The organism is Dokdonella sp. (assembly GCF_051958935.1).
Taxonomy (GTDB): Bacteria; Pseudomonadota; Gammaproteobacteria; order Xanthomonadales; family Rhodanobacteraceae; genus Dokdonella_A.
In genome coordinates this window covers 32096-54643 of record NZ_JBQCFP010000023.1, presented here as the reverse complement: position 1 = coordinate 54643, position 22548 = coordinate 32096, and the positions used below count along the sequence as shown (strand labels likewise).

General features: G+C 68.5%; 17 protein-coding genes and 3 tRNA genes. 15 read left to right on the top strand and 5 right to left on the bottom strand.

Going from position 1 to position 22548, the window contains the following annotated elements; translation table 11 throughout:
• Nucleotides 1-47 precede the first annotated feature (47 nt).
• Both ACTHK2_RS02420 and gltX read right to left on the bottom strand, forming a co-directional pair.
• Nucleotides 48-446, bottom strand: a complete 399-nt coding sequence (locus ACTHK2_RS02420) for a hypothetical protein (RefSeq protein ID WP_440244097.1) — start codon at nt 444-446, stop codon at nt 48-50.
• Nucleotides 447-455: 9 nt separating this feature from the next.
• Complete coding sequence (gltX, locus tag ACTHK2_RS02415; protein WP_440244096.1) at nt 456-1856, bottom strand: glutamate--tRNA ligase; 1401 nt, start codon at nt 1854-1856, stop codon at nt 456-458.
• Between the two features lie 114 nt (nt 1857-1970).
• Between gltX and ACTHK2_RS02410 the strand changes: the two genes are divergently transcribed.
• Entirely contained in the window at nt 1971-4010 is a 2040-nt protein-coding gene (locus ACTHK2_RS02410) for a bifunctional 2',3'-cyclic-nucleotide 2'-phosphodiesterase/3'-nucleotidase (protein WP_440244095.1), read from the top strand.
• A gap of 51 nt (nt 4011-4061) precedes the next feature.
• On the top strand, nt 4062-5867 hold the full coding sequence (locus ACTHK2_RS02405) for a DUF885 domain-containing protein (protein WP_440244094.1): 1806 nt from the start codon (nt 4062-4064) through the stop codon (nt 5865-5867).
• A gap of 241 nt (nt 5868-6108) precedes the next feature.
• On the opposite strand, the gene ACTHK2_RS02400 is transcribed toward ACTHK2_RS02405, so the two are convergent.
• Nucleotides 6109-6558: a DUF4399 domain-containing protein gene (locus ACTHK2_RS02400; protein WP_440244093.1), complete on the bottom strand. Its 450-nt coding sequence runs from the start codon at nt 6556-6558 to the stop codon at nt 6109-6111.
• A 113-nt stretch (nt 6559-6671) separates the two neighbouring features.
• Here ACTHK2_RS02400 and ACTHK2_RS02395 point away from each other — a divergent pair, with 113 nt between their 5' ends.
• The 8 genes from ACTHK2_RS02395 (at nt 6672) to ACTHK2_RS02360 (ending at nt 13134) form a co-directional block, all read left to right on the top strand.
• Nucleotides 6672-8468 carry an ABCB family ABC transporter ATP-binding protein/permease gene (locus tag ACTHK2_RS02395; protein WP_440244092.1) on the top strand — a complete coding sequence of 599 codons (1797 nt, stop codon included), beginning with the start codon at nt 6672-6674 and terminating at the stop codon, nt 8466-8468.
• A gap of 124 nt (nt 8469-8592) precedes the next feature.
• On the top strand, nt 8593-9678 hold the full coding sequence (locus ACTHK2_RS02390) for a hypothetical protein (protein WP_440244091.1): 1086 nt from the start codon (nt 8593-8595) through the stop codon (nt 9676-9678).
• A gap of 38 nt (nt 9679-9716) precedes the next feature.
• Nucleotides 9717-9792, top strand: a tRNA-Ala gene (locus ACTHK2_RS02385).
• 22 nt (nt 9793-9814) lie between these two features.
• Nucleotides 9815-9890, top strand: a tRNA-Glu gene (locus ACTHK2_RS02380).
• Between the two features lie 61 nt (nt 9891-9951).
• A tRNA-Asp gene (locus ACTHK2_RS02375) sits at nt 9952-10028 on the top strand.
• A gap of 466 nt (nt 10029-10494) precedes the next feature.
• On the top strand, nt 10495-10863 hold the full coding sequence (locus tag ACTHK2_RS02370; RefSeq protein WP_440244090.1) for a hypothetical protein: 369 nt from the start codon (nt 10495-10497) through the stop codon (nt 10861-10863).
• Between the two features lie 20 nt (nt 10864-10883).
• Entirely contained in the window at nt 10884-11096 is a 213-nt protein-coding gene (locus tag ACTHK2_RS02365; protein WP_440244089.1) for a hypothetical protein, read from the top strand.
• Nucleotides 11097-11463: 367 nt separating this feature from the next.
• Nucleotides 11464-13134 carry a SulP family inorganic anion transporter gene (locus ACTHK2_RS02360; RefSeq protein WP_440244088.1) on the top strand — a complete coding sequence of 557 codons (1671 nt, stop codon included), beginning with the start codon at nt 11464-11466 and terminating at the stop codon, nt 13132-13134.
• A gap of 543 nt (nt 13135-13677) precedes the next feature.
• On the opposite strand, the gene ACTHK2_RS02355 is transcribed toward ACTHK2_RS02360, so the two are convergent.
• Entirely contained in the window at nt 13678-14178 is a 501-nt protein-coding gene (locus tag ACTHK2_RS02355; RefSeq protein WP_440244087.1) for a DUF1249 domain-containing protein, read from the bottom strand.
• A 125-nt stretch (nt 14179-14303) separates the two neighbouring features.
• On the bottom strand, nt 14304-15695 hold the full coding sequence (locus ACTHK2_RS02350; protein WP_440244086.1) for a hypothetical protein: 1392 nt from the start codon (nt 15693-15695) through the stop codon (nt 14304-14306).
• Nucleotides 15696-15938: 243 nt separating this feature from the next.
• Between ACTHK2_RS02350 and ACTHK2_RS02345 the strand changes: the two genes are divergently transcribed.
• The 5 genes from ACTHK2_RS02345 to ACTHK2_RS02325 are packed head-to-tail and all read left to right on the top strand — an operon-like array spanning nt 15939 to nt 22542.
• A complete protein-coding gene (locus ACTHK2_RS02345) occupies nt 15939-16823 on the top strand; it encodes a DUF6689 family protein (protein ID WP_440244085.1) in 885 nt (294 codons plus the stop codon).
• 10 nt (nt 16824-16833) lie between these two features.
• Nucleotides 16834-17757, top strand: a complete 924-nt coding sequence (locus tag ACTHK2_RS02340; protein WP_440244084.1) for an FHA domain-containing protein — start codon at nt 16834-16836, stop codon at nt 17755-17757.
• Nucleotides 17754-21098 carry a protein kinase domain-containing protein gene (locus ACTHK2_RS02335; protein ID WP_440244083.1) on the top strand — a complete coding sequence of 1115 codons (3345 nt, stop codon included), beginning with the start codon at nt 17754-17756 and terminating at the stop codon, nt 21096-21098. Before ACTHK2_RS02340 ends, ACTHK2_RS02335 begins: the two co-directional genes overlap by 4 nt.
• On the top strand, nt 21095-21901 hold the full coding sequence (locus ACTHK2_RS02330) for a sensor histidine kinase (RefSeq protein ID WP_440244082.1): 807 nt from the start codon (nt 21095-21097) through the stop codon (nt 21899-21901). Before ACTHK2_RS02335 ends, ACTHK2_RS02330 begins: the two co-directional genes overlap by 4 nt.
• Entirely contained in the window at nt 21898-22542 is a 645-nt protein-coding gene (locus ACTHK2_RS02325) for a response regulator (RefSeq protein WP_440244081.1), read from the top strand. Before ACTHK2_RS02330 ends, ACTHK2_RS02325 begins: the two co-directional genes overlap by 4 nt.
• Nucleotides 22543-22548: the final 6 nt, after the last annotated feature.

The following is a 22548-nucleotide window of genomic DNA, read 5'->3' as shown; positions in this document are numbered from 1 at the left end:
ACGGTCGACATCGAGATGCGGGCGCGCGCGGAGGAAAAAAGGCCGGCTCACCAGCCACGGCTGCGGTCGACGCGCTTGAGCGCGGAGCGTTCGGATCGCGCCGCCGCCGCAGCGAGGTTGACGCCGCAATGCCGGCACGCCTTCGCGCGCGGCACGTTCCCCTTGCCGCATTCGGGGCACTCGACCAGGCCCGACTTCGACAGTAGTACGACGAGCCAGCCGATCGGGCCGAGTGCAGCGCCCCAGAGGAGGCCTGCGAGCCAACGGCCGCGCACCCAGCCGACCAGCAGGCCGACCGCCGCGCAGGCGAACGTGATGCCGATCACCCACTGCCACAGGGTCGGATCGAGCAATGCCTGCATGCAGGTCTGCAGTGCGGCGGGCGCCGCATCCGGATCGTTCGCATCGAGCGACAGGAACGTGCTGATGCAGGTGTCGAGCGCCATGCGTGGTCCTCAGCCGGTTTTCGGGAGCGCCGCCTCGATGCGCCGCAGCGCCTCGTCGCGGCCGGCGAGGAATACGGTGTGGTCGATCGACGGCGACACCTGCGTACCGGTCAGCGCGACGCGCAGCGGCTGGGCGATCTTGCCCATGCCCTCGCCGATCGCCGCCGCGGCGGCTTCGATCGCCGCGTGGATCGCCTCGACCTTCCATTCGGCCAGCGCCGCGAACTGCGCATGCGCAGCTTCGAGCGCCGCGCGCGCGGTCGGGGTCCTGAGGTGCTTGGCGACGGCCTGTTCGTCGTAACCTTCGAGCGGCGCGTACCAGACGCGCGCCTTCTCGGCCATCTCCTTCAGCGTGCGCGCACGGTCGCGCAACGCGACGATGACATCGACGGGATCGGGTCCCTCGCGCGGATCGATGCCGGCCGCGCGCAGCTGCCATTCGAAGTGTGGCGCGAGTTCGAGCGGGTCGTCGTTCTTGAGGTACTGCTGGTTCAGCCATGACAGCTTCTCGAGATCGAAGCGCGAGGCCGACTTGTTGACGTCGGCCGCATCGAACAGCTGGATCATCTCCTCGCGCGTGAAGATCTCCTGGTCGCCGTGCGACCAGCCGAGGCGCACGAGATAGTTGAGCAACGCGTGCGGCAGGAAGCCATCGTCGCGGTACTGCATCACGCTCACCGCGCCGTGGCGCTTGGACAGCTTCTGGCCGTCCGGGCCGAGGATCATCGGCAGGTGGGCGAAGCTCGGCACCGCCGCGCCGAGCGCGTGGTAGATGTTGACCTGGCGCGGCGTGTTGTTGACGTGGTCGTCGCCGCGGATCACGTCGGTGATCTTCATGTCGATGTCGTCGACGACGACGGCGAAGTTGTAGGTCGGGTAGCCGTCCGAACGGATCAGGACGAGGTCGTCGAGTTCCTCGTTGGACCATTCGACGCGGCCCTTGACCTTGTCGTCGAACACGACGCTGCCCGCCGTCGGGTTCTTGAAGCGCAGCACGCGGTTCGGATCGTCGCGACATGGCAGGTTCTGCTCGCGCGCGCGGCCGTCGTAGCGGGGCTTGAGTCCCTTCGCCATCGCCTCGGCGCGCATCGCCTCGATTTCTTCCTTCGATTCGTAGGCGTAGTACGCCTTGCCGGCCTTGAGCAGGTCCTCGGCGACCGCACGGTAGCGGTCCATGTGCAGGGTCTGGTAATACGGCCCCTCGTCGTGCGAAAGCCCGAGCCAGGTCATGCCGTCGAGGATCGCCTGCACCGCGGCCTCGGTCGAACGCTCGCGGTCGGTGTCCTCGATGCGCAGGATGAACTCGCCGCCGCGATGCTTCGCTTCAAGCCAGCAGTACAGCGCAGTGCGCGCGCCACCGATGTGCAGGTAGCCGGTGGGACTGGGGGCGAATCGGGTGCGGACGGTCATCGTGGATCGGCTTCGGGTTGAACGGCGCGCAAGTTTACCGGAGCCGCGGGGCGCCGGTGTCTACGGTCGTCGATTGCAGGCAGAATGCCTGCTTCCCCCGGAATGCCCGACGCCATGCGTTACCTCTCCCTGGCTGCCACCACCCTGCTCCTCGGCGCCTGCGCCATGCTGTCGCGGCACCCGCCGACCGTCGCCGACGGCACGCGCGCGCGCCTCGCGCTGCTGGAGTCGACCGACCTTCATTCCAACGTGCTGGGCTACGACTACTACCGGCTCGCCGAGGACCGGGCGCTCGGTTTCGAGCGCATGGCGACGCTCGTCACGCAGGCGCGCGCGGAGTTTCCCAACACGTTGCTGTTCGACGCCGGCGACACGATCCAGGGCACCGCGCTCGCCGACTACCAGGCGCTCGTCAATCCATTGTCCTGCGGCGAGGAACTCGCGATGTACCGCGCGATGGACGCGCTCGGCTACGACGGCGGCACGATCGGCAACCACGAGTTCAACTACGGCCTGCCCTACCTCGCGCAGGTGACCGGCCACCCGCTCGCCACCGATGGCGCCGATGCGCCCGCATGCGCGGGTCCGCATTTCCCGCTCGTGCTCTCGAACGCGGTGTCGACGCGCGACGGCCGGCCGCTGTATCCGCCTTACGCCGTGCTCGACCGCACGTTGACGTTCACCGACGCGCACGGGCGCGAGGCGAGCGCGCCGGTCCGCATCGGCATCATCGGCTTCACGCCGCCGCCGATCGTGGAATGGGACCGGCGCAACCTCGAAGGCAAGGTAACCACGACCGGTCTCGTCGAAGCCGCGCGCCACTGGGTTCCCGAACTGCGCGCGAAGGGCGTCGACCTCGTCGTCGCGATCTCGCACGGCGGCCTCGACACCGCGCCTTACGGCTCGGAAATGGAGAATGCTAACTGGTACCTCGCGCAGGAGCCTGGCATCGACGTGCTCCTGCTCGGCCATTCGCACACGAAGTTCCCCGATCCGGACAATGCGCAGTCACGCTTCGCCGCGATGGCCGAGGTCGACAACCAGCGCGGCTTCGTGCACGGCAAGCCGGCGGTGATGGCCAACTTTTTCGGCCGCTCCCTCGGCGTCGTCGACCTCGCGCTCGTGCGCAAGGATGGCCATTGGATGATCGACGCCACGCAGTCGCACAGCGAGGTGCGCGACGTGCGGCGCAAGGACGGCTCCTTCGTCGCACCCGACCCGCGCATCGCGCCGCTCGTCGCCGCGGTGCACGCAGCAACGATCGATTACGTGTCGCAGCCGATCGGCGACACGGATTTCGCGATGACGAGCTACTTCGCCGAACTCGGCAACACGACCGCGCTGCAGGTCATCAACGATGCGCAGCGCGACTACGCCGAACGCTACATTGCCGAGAACCTGCCGCAGTATGCAGGCATTCCCGTGTTGTCCGCCGCGGCGCCGTTCAAGACCGGCTTCAGCGCCGCCGATGATTACACCGACATCGAGCCGGGCCCGCTCGCGATCCGCAGCGCGGCCGACCTCTATCTCTATCCGAACACGTTGACCGCCGTGAAGATCGATGGCGCCGCGGTCAAGGGCTGGCTCGAGCATGCCGCCGGCCGCTTCAACCGCATCGACCCGGCATCGACCTCGCCGCAGGAACTCGTCAACCGCGCGTTCTCCGGCTACAACTTCGACGTGATCCAGGGCGGCCTAACGTATGCGATCGACGTGACCAGGCCGCCGGGTCAGCGCATCCGCGATCTCGCGTATCGCGGCCAGCCGGTCGAACCCGGCCAGGTGTTCATCGTTGTCACCAACAACTATCGCGCGAGCGGCGGCGGGCATTTCCCCGGACTCGACGGCTCCAGCATCGTGATCTCGGCGCCCGACGCGAACCGCGACGTGGTCATCGCCTGGGTGCGCGCGCGCAAGCACCTCGAGCGCGCGCGCGACGGCGCCGACCGGCCCTGGCATTTCGTGCCCGTGCATACGGCAGGCCCGGTCCTGGTCAGGAGCGCGAGCGGCAAGCTCGCGCAGGCGCAGGCGGCCGGCATCGAAGGCGTGTCGCTGTTCAAGGACAACGGCGACGGCTCGTCGATGTATGCGGTGGACCTCGGCGTGGGTGTCCCTGCTGCTGCGCGTCACGCCGGCGGCGAACGCATGCGCTAGAGTCGGCGGTTGCCGCCGCGCGCACGCGGGCGAAGACGATACGGAGTTCCCATGTCACGCACCCTGGTTGCATTGTCGGTCTGTCTCGCCCTCGCCGCCTGCGCGCCGCAAACATCGCGTCACGACGGCGACGCCGCGACCGCCCCCGCGGCGACGGTGGTTTCCGCCGACGAGCGGTTCGCCGCGCTCTCGCAACGCTGGCTCGACGGCACGATGGCGGCAAGCCCGGTCACAGCGACGACGGTCGGCGACCACCGCCATGACGGCGAACTGGACGACCTCAGCGCCGACGGGCTGCACCGCTCGCTCGAGTTCTCGCGCGGCATGCTCGCCGAACTCGGGACGATCGACCCCGGCGCGCTGTCGCGCGAGAACCAGGTCGACTACGGCATGCTGCGCAACCAGCTGCGCTCGGACATCTTCGCGAACGAAACGCTGCGCAGCTGGGCGTGGGACCCGACGTTCTACAGCCAGCTCGCCGGCGGAGCGCTGTACAGCCTCATGGCGCGCGAGTTCGCGCCGCTGCCCGAGCGCCTGCGCGCCGCGACAGCGCGCATGGAGAAGCTGCCGGCGCTGTTCGCGCAGATGCGTGCAAACCTCGATCCGGCCCGGGTGCCGAAGGTGCACGCGCAAACCGTGTCGAAGCAGAACAAGGGCGTGCTCAGCCTCGTCGACGGACTGATCCTGCCCCATGCGAAGGAACTCCCGGACGCCGACCGCGAGCGCCTCGAAGCGGCGGCGTCGGACCTGCGCAAGGCGGTCGACGAACAGCAGCACTGGCTCGATACCGAACTCGTGCCGCAGGCCAAGGGCGATTTCCGCATCGGCGCGGAGCTCTACGACGCCAAGCTCGCCTTCGCGCTGAACTCGCCGCTCACGCGGCAGGAGATCCGCACGCGCGCCGAAGCGGCGCTGAAGAGCACGCGCGAGGAGATGTACGCGATCGCGCGCACGGTCCTCGCCGGCAAGCGCCACGCGCCCGCACTGCCCGAGCATCCGACGGAAGCGCAGCAGCAGAAGGCGATCCAGGCCGCGCTCGAACTCGCCTACAAGGATCGGCCCGCGCGCGACAAGGTGCTGCCGACCGCCGAGGCGGCATTGGCGCAGGCGACCCGATTCGTGCGCGACAAGGGCATCGTTTCGCTGCCCGACGCGCCGGTGAAGATCATCACGATGCCCGAATTCCAGCGCGGCGTCGCGCTCGCCTACTGCGATCCGCCCGGGCCTCTCGACAAGGGGCTGGACACGTTCTACGCGGTGTCGCCGATCCCCGACGACTGGTCGAAGAAGCAGGTCGACTCGTTCCTTCGCGAATACAACACGCGCTCGATCCACGAGCTGACCATCCACGAGGCGATGCCCGGCCACTACCTGCAGCTGTGGCATTCGAACAAGTACCCGTCGACGCTGCGTGCGGTGCTGTATTCGGGCGCGTTCGTCGAGGGCTGGGCCGTCTACGCCGAGAAGGTGATGGCGGACGAAGGCTATCTCGACCACGATCCGCTCTATCGCCTCGTGCACCTCAAGTGGGACCTGCGCGCGATCGCCAATGCGATCCTCGACCAAGCGATCCACGTCGACGGCATGAATCGCGACGACGCGATGAAGCTCATGACCGTGGGCACGTTCCAGGAAGAACGCGAGGCCGCCGGCAAGTGGACGCGGGCGCAACTCACCTCGGCGCAGCTGCCGACCTATTTCGTCGGCTGGCAGGAGCATCTCGACCTGCGCAAGGAAGCCGAGCAGCGCGCCGGCGCCGCGTTCGACCAGCGCGCCTACCACGACAAGCTGCTCTCGTTCGGCTCGCCGCCGGTCCGCTACGCGCGCGAGCTCATGCTCGACCTGCCGATCGACTGATCGGGTGTTTTTCGGAGCGGAAGCAAGAAAAGCCTGAAACACGAAGCACACCGAGCACACGAAGAAAATCAAAGATTCCTTCCCGATGTGCTCCGTGCTTCGACGCGTTCCTTCGGACGGAATAGCCTGAAACACCGAGCGCACGGAGCACGCGGAGGAAAAACCAGAATCCCGCCTGGGCCTTCTGCGTGTGCTCGGCGTGCTTCGTGTTGCAATCTCTACGCGTGTTGCCCCGCCGGCCTCATTTCACGTGCACGGTGATCTTCGGCGACACGATCGGCGGGTCGAACTGCACGTGACGGGCGTCGGCGAAATCGAGCTGCAGCGTATGCGTGCCCGGTTCGAGGCGGATCGTGTCTTCGGTCTGGCCCTTGCCGTAGTGCTTGTGGGTCGCGTCGGCGGGGATCGGCGCGTCGAGCGGCGGCAGTTCGTCGCCGTCGATGAGCAGGTGATGGTGGCCGGTGCCGGGCTTGCCTTCGGTGGCCGGCGCGATCGCGATGCCCTCGACGCCGAACTTGACCTGCACGTCCCGGCCGACGGTCGCGCCGTCCTTCGGTTCGACGAAGAACACGCGAGCACCGTGCGGTGCCGATTCGCGCGCGAGCGCCGCGGCGGGCGTCGCCGGTTCGGCCTGGGCGAGACCGGCGGCGAGCAGCAAGGTGGTGCCGATGGCTGCGGCGAGGTTGCGCATGATCTTCTCCTCAAATCGTGAGGAGCAGGATCATAGCGCCGCTGCTACCCTGCATTGCCACACGACACCGGCGTCCCCATATGGGGCCGTTCAGCGAAATCTCAGGGACTCCGATGAGCGAACCCCGACCCGCAAGCACGTTGTCGATCCTGCGCCGTCTCTGGCCGGAAGTGTGGCGCTACCGCGTGCGCGTGGGTGTCGCGCTGCTGTTCCTCGTCGCCGCCAAGCTCGCCAACGTCGGCGTGCCGTTGATCATGCAGCGCCTGATCGACGCACTCGATCTCACGCCGAAGCCGCTGCTGATCCCGCTCGTGCTGCTCATGGCGTACGGCGCGCTGCGCCTGTCGAGTTCGATGTTCCAGGAACTGCGCCAGATCGTGTTCGCCCGCGTGCTCGCGCGCACTTCGCGCAATATCACCTTGCGCGTGTTCGAGCACCTGCATGCATTGTCGCTGCGCTTCCATCTCGACCGCCGCACCGGCGGCGTCTCGCGCGACGTCGAACGCGGCATGACCGCGACATCGGACCTGCTCGACTGGACGATCTACACGATCCTGCCGACCCTGCTCGAGGTCGTGCTCGTCTGCGGCATCCTCATCACGCGCTTCGACTGGAGCTTCGCCGCGATCACTCTCGGCACGCTGGTCGCGTACATCGCCTTCACGTTCTCGATCACCGAGTGGCGCATGCGCTACTACCGCGCGGCCAACGCGGCCGATACCGAGGCGAACGAGCGCGCGGTCGACTCGCTGCTCAACTACGAGACGGTCAAGTACTTCGGCAACGAGCGGCACGAGTTCGGTCGCTACGACGCGAGCCTCGTCAAGCTCGAGGACGCGACGGTCAAGAGCCTCAAGACGCTCGCCGTGCTCAACGTCGGCCAGGCAGGCATCGTCGCGATCGGCCTCACGCTGCTGCTCTGGCGCGCGGCGAGCGGCGTCGTCGCGGGCACGATGACGCTCGGCGACTTCGTGCTCGTCAATGCGTTCCTGATCCAGTTGTCGATTCCGCTCAACTACCTCGGCATGGTCTACCGCGAGGTGAAGCAGGCGTTGACCAACATCGAGCGCATGTTCGTGCTGCTCGCCGAAGTGCGCGAGGTCGAGGATCCGCCCGGCGCTCCGGCGCTCGCGATCGACGGCGGCGAAGTACGATTCGAGCACGTCGACTTCCACTATTCGCCGGACCGGCCGATCCTCGCCGACGTCGACTTCCGCATCCCCGCGGGGAAGACGCTCGCCGTGGTCGGCACGACCGGCGCGGGCAAGTCCACGCTCGCGCGCCTGCTGTTCCGCTTCTACGACGTCAGCGGCGGACGCATCACGATCGACGGACAGGACATCCGCTCGGTCTCGCAGCAATCGCTGCGCGCGGCGATCGGCATCGTCCCGCAGGACACCGTGCTGTTCAACGATTCGATCTATTACAACATCGCCTACGGCCGGCCCGACGCGACGCGCGAGGAGGTGATCGCCGCCGCCAAGGCCGCGCACATCCACGCCTTCATCGAATCGCTGCCGCAGGGCTACGACACCGGCGTCGGCGAACGCGGCCTCAAGCTCTCCGGCGGCGAGAAGCAGCGCGTCGCGATCGCGCGCACGCTGCTCAAGAAACCGGCGATCCTCGTCTTCGACGAGGCGACCAGTGCGCTCGACACGCGCACGGAGAAGATCATCCAGGGCGAACTCGACGGCATTGCGCGCGGTCGCACCACCCTGGTGATCGCGCACCGCCTGTCGACGATCGTCGACGCCGACCAGATCCTCGTGCTCGACCAGGGCCGCGCGGTCGAACGCGGCAGCCACGACGAGTTGCTTGCGCTCGGCGGACGCTACGCCCAATTGTGGACGATGCAACAGCGCGAGCGGAGCCGCGCGGTCGAGACCGCCGCGGAGCCCGTCCAAGCCTGACACTGATCGTCAGAATCGTGCCAGCCGATGAGGAATGGCGCACACTTCCCGATGCCCGCCGGGTCCATCCTCGCAGGCATGGTCCTTGCTACCACCGACGTGCTCGCTCTACGGGAAGCCGCCCTTGAACACTCCGAAACTCCATACCGTGTGCGTCGTCGGCGCACCGGCTGACGTCAGCGCCCGCATCCACGCCCTGCTCGACGAACAGCGCACGCGTCTCGACGCGCGCTGGCGCATCGGCGACTACGTCGGCGCGGAACTGCTGCTCATCGAAACCGACTCGGTGTACGGGCACATGGACTGGCTCAAGGCGCAGGGCAGCGGCCGGCTCGTCGCCGCGCTCACCGCGACCCCGGAGTCCTACGAATTCGCCGTGCGCACGCCGGTCGACGGCGCGGGCCTGGTCGAGACGCTCAACCGCGTCGGCGCCCACCTCGCCGGCATGCCGGTCGCCGCTGCAACGCCTGCGAAACCCGCGGCGGAACCGGCACCCGTCGCCGCCGTGAAACCGGCTGCGCCCACGCACGCTGCGCCCCCGCGCCAACCTGCAGCACCCGCTGCGCCGGCCGCTTCCATGGCGCGCGCGCCGCAGCCGCCCGCGTCGCCGGCGCCCGCATCGCCCGCCTACACGCATGTCGAACACGGGCGCACGCTGCACCTGGCCGACCTGCTCGGCGCGAACTCGCCGTTCCCGGGCCGCCTTCACCTGCAGGCGAACGGGCTTCCCGACCTTTTCATCGACACGCACGAACAGACCTGGCGCTCAGCCGGCAACCTCAAGGCGATCACGCCCTGGTGCACGCGCACGATCGGCCACGGCGAGATCCAGGTGACCGGCGAGGCCGATTTCACGAAACAGGCGGGAAGCCTCCCCGCGCAGCCGGTGTCGCGCCTCAAATGGCTCGTCCACCTGGTGGGCAACGACGGCCAGCTCGAAGCCGGGCTCGACCCGCGCGGCCACTACAAGCTCGCGCGCTGGCCGCAGAGCGAGCGTGAGTTCCCGAAGCATTTCCGCATCGCGACGGTGATGCTCAAGCAGGCTGCGACCGTGGAGGACATCGCCACGCAGAGCGGCGCGAGCGCTGCCGACGTCGCCAACTTCATCAACGCCTACAACGCGGTCGGCTACATCGAGAGCGAAAGCCAGCCCGATGCGCGCGGCAGCGGCCTGTTCGGCCGCGCGAAAAAAACTTCCGCGATGAGTTGACGAACGCGCGATCGCCCACTATTCTCTCGCGCTCTCTCGGGGCCATAGCTCAGCTGGGAGAGCGCTACAATGGCATTGTAGAGGTCGCCGGTTCGATCCCGGCTGGCTCCACCAGACAGATTCGGTTTTCCTAAGCGTCCCCATCGTCTAGAGGCCTAGGACACCGCCCTTTCACGGCAGTAACAGGGGTTCGAATCCCCTTGGGGACGCCATAAGGTGAAGGGCGACAGGAAGTGAAAACGCACAGGACGTGCGCGAGTTGCAGAAAAACGCGGAGCGGTAGTTCAGCTGGTTAGAATGCTGGCCTGTCACGCCGGAGGTCGCGGGTTCGAGTCCCGTCCGCTCCGCCACTTCTTCTCGAAAAACCCCGCATGATTGCGGGGTTTTTTCGTTGCATCGGCCAAAACCACGGCACTCGCATCCGACCTCCAGTTCGGAGAAATCGATGGCACGGCGACCTTCGACTTTCGCGTTGTTGCTGCTTGTGCTGTTCGTCGCCGACGTTGCGGCGGCCGACATCAAGGTGCCCGTGCACCGCGGCGAGACGGCGACCTTCTTCGTAACGATCATCAACCGCTCGGCGACGCAAGGCGAAGCGGTGTTCCGCTCCGCGCCGTTCGAGTCTGGCGAATCGGGCGCCTATGCGATCGCGGCGCCCGGCTCGGCGTGTTCGGTTTCCAATGGCGCAATCGGCGGGCACGACTCGCTCCCGTCGAATTGCACTCCGGGCCCATTCCCGCAGGTACGCAGGTCCGATGCGCGCTCCAGGTGCATCGCGCCGAGACGTCGCCCCCGATCGCATGGCTTCACTTCGGCGTGGACGACGCGAACGCGCAGATCATGCTGCGGGAAACCGACTGGATTTTCGGGTCGCTGGTCAACATTTCGCTCCGTAGCGAGCAACTCGTTCCTTTTCCTGCGGTCGGGGAAAGTACGGGCCTCGTTCGCGTCACGGCCACGAATCACGGCTCTTGGGATCTCGACCGCGTCGACTTCGGTGCCTGCCAGGGTGCCGTGGTCGCGCCGTTCTGGCTCGATGGCGGATTTCCAGGTGGCTGTGACGATGAAGCATACGGCCCGACATGTTTCGCCGTGGGACCGCCTTCCATGCAATTTGCGCTGCACAACCTCCTGCAGGCGAATCGCGCTCCTGCCTTCTGCGTGCGACGGCCTATGCGCCGTTGACACGGCCCATCCGGTTCGGCTTGTCGCTCGTGGAGGAATGGGGACTGTGGTCCGGTGACGAACAGGTGTTCGATGACGACGGCAGCGACGATGATGTGGTGATCGAGCTGTCCCCGAGTACTCCAGCCGGCACATCCTCGACCGAAGTTCCCTCCGCCTCGACGTCGATGCTGGTCATTCTCGCCGGACTGCTCGCCCTGGCGGCGGTGCGCCGAAGCGGGGCAATCCGATAGCAGCGCGGACGTTGTCGCGGCGCGGCGGCTGCAGTACACCATCTCAACGGATGCCATCGGGCGATCGATTTGCCCTAGTCGGCTGTCCTGCCGCATGCTTCGGCTCGCGGAGTATGGACGTCGAGCGACGGCAACGAGCTGCTTGCGCCGGACTCCATCGCGGCCTGGAACAGGGTCATGAACCTCGATCGTTCGACCTGCGCAAATAGGCGGATCGCAACCGCGGGCGCACCGTTGGAGCGAGTCGGGCGAACGTCGGCTTTCGCGGTCGCCGACGAAGCACGCCGGCACGCGCCCGCTTATACTCGGTGGCACGCCAGTTTCCGACCCTTCTCCGGAACAGGCCGGCGTCCATTGCCGGTCACGCATGCCGATCGATCAACGCGTCATCGCGCTGTATGTTCCCAAGCTCTTCACGCTGCTGAAGGGCGGCTACGGCGTCGCCGATTTCCGCCGCGATGCGCTCGCCGGATTGACCGTATCGATCGTCGCGCTGCCGCTGTCGATGGCGCTCGCGATCGCCTCCGGCACGAGCCCGGAGAAAGGCCTGCACACGGCGATCGTCGCCGGCCTGCTCATTTCGCTGCTCGGCGGCTCGCGCGTGCAGGTCGGCGGCCCGACCGCGGCGTTCGTGCCGGTCGTGTTCAACGTGATCGAGAAGTTCGGCTACGGCGGCCTGATCCTCTGCACGCTGCTCGCGGGTTTCATGCTGATCGCGGCGGGCGTGCTGCGCATCGGCACGCTGCTGAAGTACATCCCCAAACCGGTCATCACCGGTTTCACCGCCGGCATCGCGGTCAGCATCTTCTCGAGCCAGGTGAAGGACCTGCTCGGTCTGCACGTCGACAAGGTGCCGGGCGAGTTCTTCGCACGCTGGGAAACCTACCTGCACACCGCATCGACGTGGACGCCCGCCGCTGCTGCGCTGTCGCTCGCGACAGTCGCGTTCATCGTGCTCCTGCGACGCTGGCGTCCTGCCCTGCCCGGCTTCCTGATCAGCGTCGCGCTCGGCGTCGTGCTCGTCGCGCTGCTCCATCCGTCGATCGAGACGATCGGTTCGCGCTTCGGCACGATCCCGAGCGCGCTGCCCGCGTTCGCGATCCCGCATATTCCGTTCGAGCGCACGCTGGAGCTGTTCCCGAGCTCATTCACGATCGCGTTTCTCGCCGGCGTCGAGTCGTTGCTGTCCGCGGTCGTCGCCGACGGCATGATCGGGGGGCGGCATCGCTCCAATTGCGAGCTCGTCGCGCAAGGCGTAGCCAATGCCGCGTCGGCTCTGTTCGGCGGCCTGCCCGCGACGGGCGCGCTCGCGCGAACCGCGACCAACGTGCGCGCCGGCGCGCGCACGCCGGTCGCCGGCATCATGCACGCGGTATTCCTGCTCGTGTTCATGCTCGCGCTCGCGCCACTGATGGCCTACGTGCCGCTCGTGACGCTGGCCGGGATCCTCGTCGTCGTCGCGTGGAACATGGCGGAAATCGAGAGCTTCCGCCATCTCATGAGCGGGCCGGTGGGTGATCGCGCGGTGCTCGTGCTCACGTTCGTGCTGACCGTCGTGTTCGACCTCACCGTCGCGATCGAGGTCGGCATCGTGCTCGCGGCGTTCCTGTTCATGCACCGCATGAGCGAGGTCGTCGCGATGGAATCGAACCTGTCGCTGATCGAGGAAGACAAGGCCGACGATCCGGCCGCCGACGACCAGCGCGCACAGTTGCCGCGCGGCGTCGAGGCGTTCCAGATTTCCGGCCCGTTGTTCTTCGCGGTCGCCAACCGCCTCGACGACGTGCTGAACCAGTTCCCGAAACCGCCCCGCATCTTCATCCTGCGCATGCGCCTGGTGCCGCTCATCGACGCCTCCGGCGTGACCGCCTTGACGCAGATGATCGATCGCTGTCGCCGCCGCGGCATCGGCGTGATCCTTTCGGGCCTGCGCGAACAGCCGGCGAGCATCCTCGCGCAGATGGGCGTCGTCGAAGACGGCACGACGCTGCGCTTCGCCACCGATTTCCAGGACGCACTCCGGCTCGCAAACGCATAGCGCCTTGGAGCCTCAAAGGCGGGTCCGGCGCACAGTCGGTCGAGCCGCGTAGCGCGGGTCGAGCCGCGTAGGGCGGGTCGAGCCGCGTAGCGCGGGTCGAGCCGCGTAGCGGCGAGTCCCGCCGAAGCGCCACGCGCAAAGCGAGCGCGTCCCGAGAAGCATCGCGACTTCCGCCGGTCCCACAGAATCGCCGCACGCGCGACGGGATCCATCCGTTCGCCCTGAGCGCAGGCCGCAGGCCGGAGTGGAAGGACCGTTGCCTCGCCGACGGGCGCTTCGACTTCGCCGGCTTCGCGGGCTGCGCTCAGCGCGAACGGAGATCAGCGTTGCGTCGGCCGGCGAAGACAATCGGTCCACAGAAGCGGCGCCCCATTTCATCCGTTCGCCCTGGCGCAGGCTGCAGGCCAGAGTCGAAGGGGCAGTTGCCTCGACGACGGCGCTTCGACTCCGCTCGCTTTTTTGCGGGCTGCGCTCAGCGCGAACGGAAACGGGCGTGTGCCGGTCGCGAAGACCGTTGCTCGCCCATGGCGCGCGCATACCGGGCTACGAGTGCGTGAACGGCGGAACGAGGGTCGCCGGCAAACCGGGCGCGGGCTCGAGCGTGCCGATCGAATGCCCCTGCTCGGCGAGGTATTCGAGCCATCGATTGAGGAAGGAACTCATCCGCACGCGCTGCTGGAACACGCTGCGCGCCGGCTGCAGCGGGCCGATCGCGCGGATCAGGCGCCGGTCGGCGCGGCAGTCGAGCACCTCGGCCATGTGCGCATCGTGGTACATGCGCAGCTGCGCGGACGGTGCCGACTCGCCGGTGTCCTCATCGACGAAGCAATAGGTCAGGTGCAGGTCGAGCGTGTAGCGATGGCGCTCGAGCACGTCCAGGCGCACGTCGAGGCCATCGTCCAGCGACGAGCGGTAGCTGCCGATCGCGAGATCCTGCGGCGCGAACAGCCGCGCGAGCCGGTGGTAATTCTCCGAATACAGCCCCATCAGCCACGAGAAGCGGCTCGGCAGCAGCGATTGCGGTCGTTCGAGTACGGCGGACATGGATCCATCAAAGGCGGGGCAACCCGGCGCGCACAGACTTATGCGGCCGGCTGCGGGACGGGTAAGATGGGGTTCCCCGCCGAAAGTGCAACGAGGGGCGCCGCAGCGCCCCCCGTTCCGGACTTTCACGCCTCAATGCCGGCCGTGACCGCCACCGCGGCCACCGCCATGGTCGTCACCGGGTGCGTCGTCGTCACCGCGACCGCCGTGTCATCGCCCGGGCGGTCATCATTGCCACCGCCGCCATGATCGTCTCCCGGCGGATCATCGCTGCCGCCACCGCCATGGTCGTCGCCTGGCGGATCGTCGTTGCCGCCGCCACCGTGGTCGTCGCCTGGCGGGTCGTCGTTGCCGCCGCCATGGCCGACACTGTTCGTCGGCACGCTCGGGAAGTTTCCGGAGAGCACGATCGCCCCGTTGGTCGCGATCGCGATCGACTGTCCGCGCGGATCGAAGTCGAGATCGACGTGGCCCGGCTCGGGTGGGTCGCGGAATTCGATCTCGCCTTCGGTGCCGCCTTCGACCGCGACGACGTCGATCGACCCTCGCTCGGCGCCGTTCACGAGCACCGTGTAGCGACCGACGGCGAAATCTTCGAGCTCGACCGAGAACTCGCTGCGCCCGCGGCCGTCGTCGAGCACCGCACGCATCTGCGGTCCGTCGTTCGACGTCTCGAGTTCGAGCACGTAGCGCTCGAAGGTTCCGCCCGGATTGGCATGGTCGTCGCGCCCGTCCCCATCGAACGTGCGGGCGAGAAACACGGTCGACCCCTGCACGACTTCGATGAGTTGCTTGCGCGGATCGAAGTCGAGCAGGATCTTGCCCGGCTCGACCGGGCTGCGGAACTCCGCCTCGGCGAACGTGCCAATGGCCGCGGCGACGACGTTCAACGCGGCGCGCTCGGTGCCGGCCACGCGCAGGGAATAGGTGCCCACCGGCAAGTCTTCGACCTGCACCTTGAAATCAGTCCGGTCGCCGCGATCCTCGAAACGCAGCTTGCCGCTGGCGGCCGGCACGACGCCGGTATTGCCCAGGAACTGCACGATGCGCACGTCGTTGGACGCGACGTGGTCGTCCGACAGGCCACCCGTGCACGCGTCGGCCGACGACGCGGCCGCGCGCACGAGGTTCGACGGCGCCGTGCGCTGGCGGCTGTCGTCAGGCTGGAACGCCAGGGTGCCGTGGCCGCAGTCGACGAACGATGCGGTAACCTTGCCCCAATGGACGGGCGTCGATGCCGAGGCGACACTTGCATCGAGCACCGCGCGGGCGCCCTTGATAGGGCCCTGCGCGCGAATCCATACCGGCTTGCCCGCCGCATCGCGGGTGAACCAGTACGCATGGAGTTCGGGGCCGGTGGCGCCCGCGATGACCTCAGCACCGAGGCCGCGGGAGGGCTCGGCCGCGTCAACCCAGAGTCCGGAGAATGCGCGCGTGATCGTGAGCGCATCCACCGGAGAGGAGAACGCGACGGCAAGTGCGACCGCCGTGGCGAGTGTGGTGTATCGAGCCGACATGAGGGCCTCCATCGGTGGCCTTGCGCTGCGGTGTGCAGCGAGGCCATGGTCGTCGCCACCGGTGCGCCCTCTCAATGAGCGGTTTCACCCACGAGACGACGCGGTGTTCGCCCATTCAGCTGCGGCACGAGGTCGCGCGTAGGTGTTTCCACCCAGCGCACGAGGTGCTTTTCGCCCACTTGCGCGCATCGGTCCTGTGCGGCTATCGACGCTGCGCGGCAACTCGATTACCGTGCATCCATCGTGGATACCACCCGCCTCCGCAACCACGCCCCCCTTCTTCCGCGCTACGCGAGCGCCGCCTGTGCCTGCGCGCTCGCCGCAGCGGCCGTTACGGCGCACGCGGGCAGCGTGGTGGTCACGATCATCGACGGGCGCAAGGCGCACGCCGATATCAGCCTGCCCGCCCCGGGTGGCGGCAACTACACCGCCGAATTCGAGATCGAATTCGAGAACCCGCAGAATCTGACCGTTGCCTGCCTCGGCCTCGATGCGGACGTGCTCGACGCAAGCGAGATCGCCGACGTCGAGAGCCGCATGCCCGCGGTCGGCAACCAGGTCGTAGACACCTCATTCCCGGTGCGCGTGACGGTCGAGCCTCCGTCCGGCTGCGGCTTGCAGTTCGACGACGAGGTGCACGTCGAGTATCACAGCGACGACCTCCTGTACGTGCCGTTCTCCCCCTACCGCCTCATGAAGGCGCCGATCGGGCTCGGCTTCCACGACGTGACCGGCGGCGTCGCTTCGGGCAGCGTGCGCGCGCGCGGCAGCGGTGGCAGCTTCTCCGAATTCGTCATCGCCAAGACGCTCGTGCAGCACTACGCGACCGATGCGGCCGCCGGCTACGACGCGCTCGAGGCACGCCTGGACGATCCAGCGATCGGCCTGTCGGCGCAGCTGACGCTCCAGGCCGACCTCGCGGTCAGCCGCGCCGCGTTCGACGCGGCGAACTACGCGCAGGCGATCGCCCACCTCGACGATCTGGACCTGCACTGCGCCGCGCTCGGCGGTCCCGCCCTGCCGAACGTCTGGCGCTCGGCGCGTGACCTCGTCAATGCGGAGGGTGAGCTCGTCACCCTCAGCGGCAACGTGAAGTTCGCGCTCGGACGCCTGAACGGCGTTCCCTGAGGCGTCCATCGTGCCGGCGAAACTGAGCATCCATCTTCCCGGCCAGGCGGTCGTCGTGCGCGTGCTGCGTGACGATGGCGAGTTCGTGCTCGGCCGCGACGCTGACGTCGACGTGCGCGTCGAACACGACTCGGTGTCGCGCCGTCACGCGCGGCTGCAGGGCGACGCAGCGGGCTGGCACATCGTCGATCTCGGCTCCAAGAACGGCACGCGCGTCGAAGGCGCCAAGACGGTCGAGGCGACTCTTCCGCAGAACGCGTGGTTCGCGCTCGGCGACGTGTTCTGCGAGTTCGAGCGTATCGACGCGGCCGCCGAGGCCCGACTCGAGGCGCGTGCCGCCGAGCGGCGCAGCTCGTCGCTCGCCTGGGCGACGCGGCTGGAGCGGCGCGCGCAGTCGAGCACGCGGCTGATCGGCGACCTCCTGCGCGGCATCGTCGACATTGCCGAATGCGAACGCGGCTTCCTCCTCGCCTACGACGCCGACCGCGCGCTCGTGCTGCGCGCCTGTTACGCGTTCCGCCCCGAGGAGATCGACGGCCGCAGTTTTTCGGGCAGCCGCGGTGCGGTGGACCGCGCCCTGCTCTACCGCAAGCCGGTGTTCTCCTCCGACCCGCACGTGCGCGCATGGCTCGGCGAGCAACCGAGCGTCGTCGCGCAAGGGTTGCGCGCGATCGCCTGCCTGCCGATGCAGTATCGAGGCGACGTGCTGGGGATCGCCTACGCGGACACGAGCGACGAAGCCAAGGTGTTCACCCAGCTCGACGCCGAGCTGCTCGGCGCGTACGTCGACCGAGCGGCGACCGCGCTCGCGATGGCCGCCCTGGATGCCGCCCTCGACGACCTGTCGACCCTGCTGGCGGTTGACCAGGCGTCGGTCGACGAGATCGGTGTGGCGCCGCGCTGGTCGCCGCCGCCGAAGGAAGCACGCGCGTGACGTCGCCCGGCCGCACGTTCGAGGCCGGCGGCGGCGTCGCCAACGCGACCGTGACCGGCTTGATCGCCGCGGCCGACTTCGCGCCCGGACAACTCGTCGGCGGACGCTTCCGCATCGTCCGATTGCTAGGCATGGGTGGCATGGGCGTGGTCTACCTCGCGCGCGACGACGAGCTCGACGTCGACGTCGCGCTGAAGCTGCTGCGTCCCGAATTCGCGAGCCGGCCCGACGCGTTCGAGCGCTTTCGGCAAGAGCTGCTGCTCGCTCGCCAGGTGTCGAGCCCGCACGTGGTGCGGATCCACGACCTCGTCAGGCACGGCGAACTCTGGCTCATCAGCATGGACCATGTCGCCGGGCGCTCGCTCGAGAAGCTGCTCGACGAGGAAGGCGCGCTCGCGCCCGCTGTCGCGCTGCGCATCACGCGACAGGTCGCGCTCGGCCTCGCCGCTGCGCATCACCGCCACGTCGTGCATCGCGATCTCAAGCCCGCGAACGTGCTCATCAACGAGAAGGGCGACGCGGCGATCACCGATTTCGGCGTCGCGCGTTCCGCCGGGAGTACCGGCATCACCGGCAGTGGCGTGATCATCGGCACGCCCGAGTACCTTTCTCCGGAACAGGCGCGCGCCGAGACGATCGACGGTCGCAGCGACCTGTACGCGCTCGGGCTGATCCTGTTCGAGATGCTGACGGGCACCCTGCCATTCCGCGGCGGCACGCCGGCGGAAATGCTGGCGCAACGTATCGTTCGCGATCCGCCGTCGGTGTCGACGCTCAGGCCGGGCTTGCCGCCGTACGTCGTGCGCCTGTGTGCGAAGCTGCTCGAACTGCGGCCCGCGCGCCGCTTCCAGAGCGCAGACGAAGTCGTGCGCGCAATCGACCACAGGCGCGTACCCGGACTCGGGCGCGCGCCCCGGCGACTGATCGCCGCCGGCGTTGCCGCGCTGCTGCTCGGCGCGACCAGCATGGCGATCGTCCGCTGGAACGCCCGATCCTCGCCCACATCGATCGCGCCGCCTGCGGCCGCGCCACTCGATCTGGCCGTACTGCCGCTGGCGGTCGACAGCAGCGAGGCGAAGGACCGAGCCCTGGCCGTGGGCGTCGGCCGCCATCTCGCCGACGCACTCGCGAGCGTGCCCGGCCGACACGATGCCGACTACGAACGCGTGCGCCGCGCCCTGGTCGAGCTGCGCTTCGACGCCGATGCCGCTTCCCGCCACGTCGCGCGCGTAACGGAGGCACTCGGCGCACGTCGCGTCCTCACGGGACACTTCCGGCGCGACGCCGCCGGCATCACCGTCTCGCTCGCCGTTCGCGACGCTGCGTCGGAACCGCCGCTCTTCAGCCGCGATGTGCACGCGGCGGACGACACCGAACTCCCCACTCGGCTCGGCGAGGCGCAGACGGCCCTGCTCGCGTATCTTGGCGCAGTGTCCAAACCCACCGCGTGGCCTGCCACGTCGACGCTCGTCGAACTGGGGCGCCTGCAGGAGGAAACTCCGACCCCGGACACCTTCGACGCGACCTTGCACACGCTTGCCGATGCCGACGACACCTCGCTCTGGTGGTCGCTGCTGCAACGGCTCGATCGCGACGGCCGCGTCGCCGATGCGAATACGGTCGCGCGCCGCATCATCGATCGCGGCTCCGCGGACGAGTCGATCGCCGCGCGTGGACTGCGCGCGTACGCGCTCATCGTCACCGGCGATCCGGAAGGCGCGGTGAAGACGCTCGATGCCTTGCACGCGGCGGCGCCCGGCGATCCGGTGGTCGCGCGGCTCCTCGCGCGCGCGAAGGCCGAGCTCGGTGACTACGACGAGGCGCTGAAGCTGCTCGAACCGGTCGTCGCGGGCGACACCCGCGACATCGACGCTTGGTACGCGCTCGGCAAATACGCGATCCAGGCGGGCGACGCCAAGCGCGCCGTCGACGAATACCTCGTGCGTGCGCAGGTGCTCGCCAATCGCCTCGACGACCGTCGCATGCGCGCCGACGTGAGCAATGCGCTCGGCATCGGCTACCGGCGCCTCGGCCAACTCACGCTCGCGGCCGAGCAGCTCGTGCATGCCGAGCAATTGCGCAGCGATCTCGGCGACCGGCGCGGCCAGGCCGCGACGTTGCGCAACCTCGCCACCGTGCAGTCGATCCAGGGCGACTTCTCCGGCGCGCGCGCTGCGCTCGACAAGGCCGCTTCGATCATCCAGCCGCTCGGCGACAGCACCGCGATGGCCGATCTCGCCAACGATTCCGGCCTTCTGTTCGAGGAGCGAGGCGAGTACCACGAGGCCCTCGACGCGTATCGTCGCGCGCTCAACCTGCGCCAGTCCGGAGGCGATTCGCGACTGGTCGGCGAAAGCCAGGTGAACGTCGGTTTCATCTACTACCAGATCGGCGAGTTCGACAACGCGCAGGCGTATTCGGAACAGGCGATTGCGACGTACGCGAAGGTCGACGACCGCGTCGGCGCCGTCCATGCGCAGCAGAACCTCGGCATGATCGAGGTCGCCCGCGGTGACTGGAAGGCCGCCCGTGCGGCGCAGCAAGCGAGCCTGCGCACGGCCGAGGAACTGCAAATGGCCGAAGAAGGCACGATCAGCCACGCCGCGCTCGCCGAGCTCGACCAGCTCGAGGGTGACGCCAATGCAGCGCTCTCGCATGCGGCACGTGCACGCGCCGAGTTCGAGAAGCGCGGCGACGTGCGTGGCGTGACGGAAATGAAGTTGCTCGAGGCTGCGACCCTCATCGGGCTCGGCGATGCCGCGGGCGCGACCGAAGCGCTCGACGGACTCGACGCGACGAAGATCGAGAATGGCGAGCAGGCGAGCCTGCTGTCGACGCGACGTGGCGAGATCGCTCTCGCCGGCGGCGACGCCACGGCGGCCCTCGCCGATGCCGATGCCGCGATCGCGCGCGCGCGAGCGACGCATTCGCTTCCCGCTGAACTCGGCGCACGCCTGCTGCGAGCGCGCGCGCTTTCCAAGCTGGGCCGCAGCGCCGAAGCGTCACGCCAACTGGCGCAGGCACGTGCCGGCACCGCGCGCTACGCGAGCGTCCCGCTGCGGCTGCGGCTCGCGGAAACGGAACTCGAACTCGGCGGCGGGACCGATGCGGCCAGATGGCGCGAGGCACGCGCGCTGCTGGCACGCCTGCCCGCCTACGGACGCGCGTTCGCCATCCACGCGTTCGCCGCGCGGCGCCTCGGCGGCGCGACCGCAGACGAGGCGCGACGCGAAGCGCGCGCAGCATACGCGCGCGTCCTCGCGAACACTCCCGCGGCAAGCCGCGGAGCGCTCGCCACGCGCGCGCGCATCCTCGACATCGAACCGGAGAGCGCGCCATGACCGATCGCCCCCGCCGCACGCCGTCCTTGTTCGATGCACCGGCCGCCGACACGCGTGATCTGCTCGCGCGCATGCGCGAGCAGCAGGAGCAGCTGTTCGCTCAGCTGCAGTCGAGCGACCAGCACTTCCGCCGGCTCGCGCGTTCGGTCTGGCGCGTGCAGGAGGACGAACGCCGGCGCCTCGCGCGCGACCTTCACGACGGCATCGGCCAGCACCTGACTGCGTTGCGGCATCGCCTCGACGCGCTCGCGCGCGAGCGTGGTGGCGCGGACTGCGTGCCGCTGCGCGAAGCGATCGCATTGTGCGAGACCGCGGTGGAGGAAACCCGCGCGATGTCCCGCCTCCTGCGCCCGCAGATCCTCGACGACATCGGGCTCGATGCCGCGCTGCGCTGGCTCGCGCGACAGACCGGGAGCGAGACATGCGCGATCGAGGTCGACGTCGGCCCGCTGCCCGAACTCGACGAGGGCCTCGCGACCCTCCTGTTCCGCGTCGCACAGGAGGCCTTCACCAACGCGCACAAGCATGCGCATGCGCGCAACGTCGTGCTGCGCCTCGCCGCACGCGGCGACCATCTGCAACTGCTGGTCGTCGACGACGGCATCGGCTGCGATGTCGACGCCGCGCTCGGCAAGTCGCGCGCCGGCGACAGCACGGGCCTGGCGAGCATCGGCGAACGGGTGCGCCTGTTCGGTGGCGACCTCGCGCTGTCCTCGAACAAGGACGAAGGCTTCCAGCTGCGCGTGACGCTGCCCCTCGGCGGCGGCGCGCCCGCCGCCCGCCCCGAAGGAACGGCGGCATGAAGACGATCCGCGTACTCGTCGCCGATGACCACACGATCCTGCGCGAGGGCCTCGTCGCGCTCATCGACGCGAGCGGCGACTGCCAGGTCGTCGCGCAAGCGTCGGACGGGATCGAAACGGTCGAGCTCGCGTTGCGCCTGCGACCGGACGTGATCGTCCTCGACATCTCGATGCCGAAGCTCAATGGCATCGAGGTCGTGCGGCGGCTGTCGCGCGAGCTCGAATCGGCGCGCATCCTCGTGCTGACGATGCACGCCGAAGAGGAGTACGTGCTGCACGTCGTGCGCTCCGGCGCGTCGGGCTTCCTGCTCAAGGACAGTGCGACGGGCGAACTGCTGAAGGCCGTGCGCTCGCTCGGCGCGGGGCGCGGTTACTTCGGCACGCACGCGTCCGCCGTGCTCGCGCGCCAGGTGCAGAGCCCGGGCAACGTGCTCGCCGACCCGTACCGCGACCTCACCACGCGCGAGCGCGAAGTGTTCCACCTGATCGCCGAAGGGCTCACCACCAAGGAGATCGCGCGCCAGCTCGGCACCTCGACGAAGACCGCGGAGAACCACCGCTTCCGCGTACTCGACAAGCTCGAGGTGCGCAACACCGCCGAACTGATCCGCTACGCGGTGAAACACCGCCTGCTCGACTGACGCGCG

Bases quoted from the DNA above. Each gene is read 5' to 3' on its own strand.
- ACTHK2_RS02420 (WP_440244097.1), bottom strand. From the start codon at position 446: ATGGCGCTCGACACCTGCATCAGCACGTTCCTGTCGCTCGATGCGAAC.
- gltX (WP_440244096.1), bottom strand. From the start codon at position 1,856: ATGACCGTCCGCACCCGATTCGCCCCCAGTCCCACCGGCTACCTGCAC.
- ACTHK2_RS02410 (WP_440244095.1), top strand. From the start codon at position 1,971: ATGCGTTACCTCTCCCTGGCTGCCACCACCCTGCTCCTCGGCGCCTGC.
- ACTHK2_RS02405 (WP_440244094.1), top strand. From the start codon at position 4,062: ATGTCACGCACCCTGGTTGCATTGTCGGTCTGTCTCGCCCTCGCCGCC.
- ACTHK2_RS02400 (WP_440244093.1), bottom strand. From the start codon at position 6,558: ATGCGCAACCTCGCCGCAGCCATCGGCACCACCTTGCTGCTCGCCGCC.
- ACTHK2_RS02395 (WP_440244092.1), top strand. From the start codon at position 6,672: ATGAGCGAACCCCGACCCGCAAGCACGTTGTCGATCCTGCGCCGTCTC.
- ACTHK2_RS02360 (WP_440244088.1), top strand. From the start codon at position 11,464: ATGCCGATCGATCAACGCGTCATCGCGCTGTATGTTCCCAAGCTCTTC.
- ACTHK2_RS02355 (WP_440244087.1), bottom strand. From the start codon at position 14,178: ATGTCCGCCGTACTCGAACGACCGCAATCGCTGCTGCCGAGCCGCTTC.
- ACTHK2_RS02350 (WP_440244086.1), bottom strand. From the start codon at position 15,695: ATGTCGGCTCGATACACCACACTCGCCACGGCGGTCGCACTTGCCGTC.
- ACTHK2_RS02330 (WP_440244082.1), top strand. From the start codon at position 21,095: ATGACCGATCGCCCCCGCCGCACGCCGTCCTTGTTCGATGCACCGGCC.
- ACTHK2_RS02325 (WP_440244081.1), top strand. From the start codon at position 21,898: ATGAAGACGATCCGCGTACTCGTCGCCGATGACCACACGATCCTGCGC.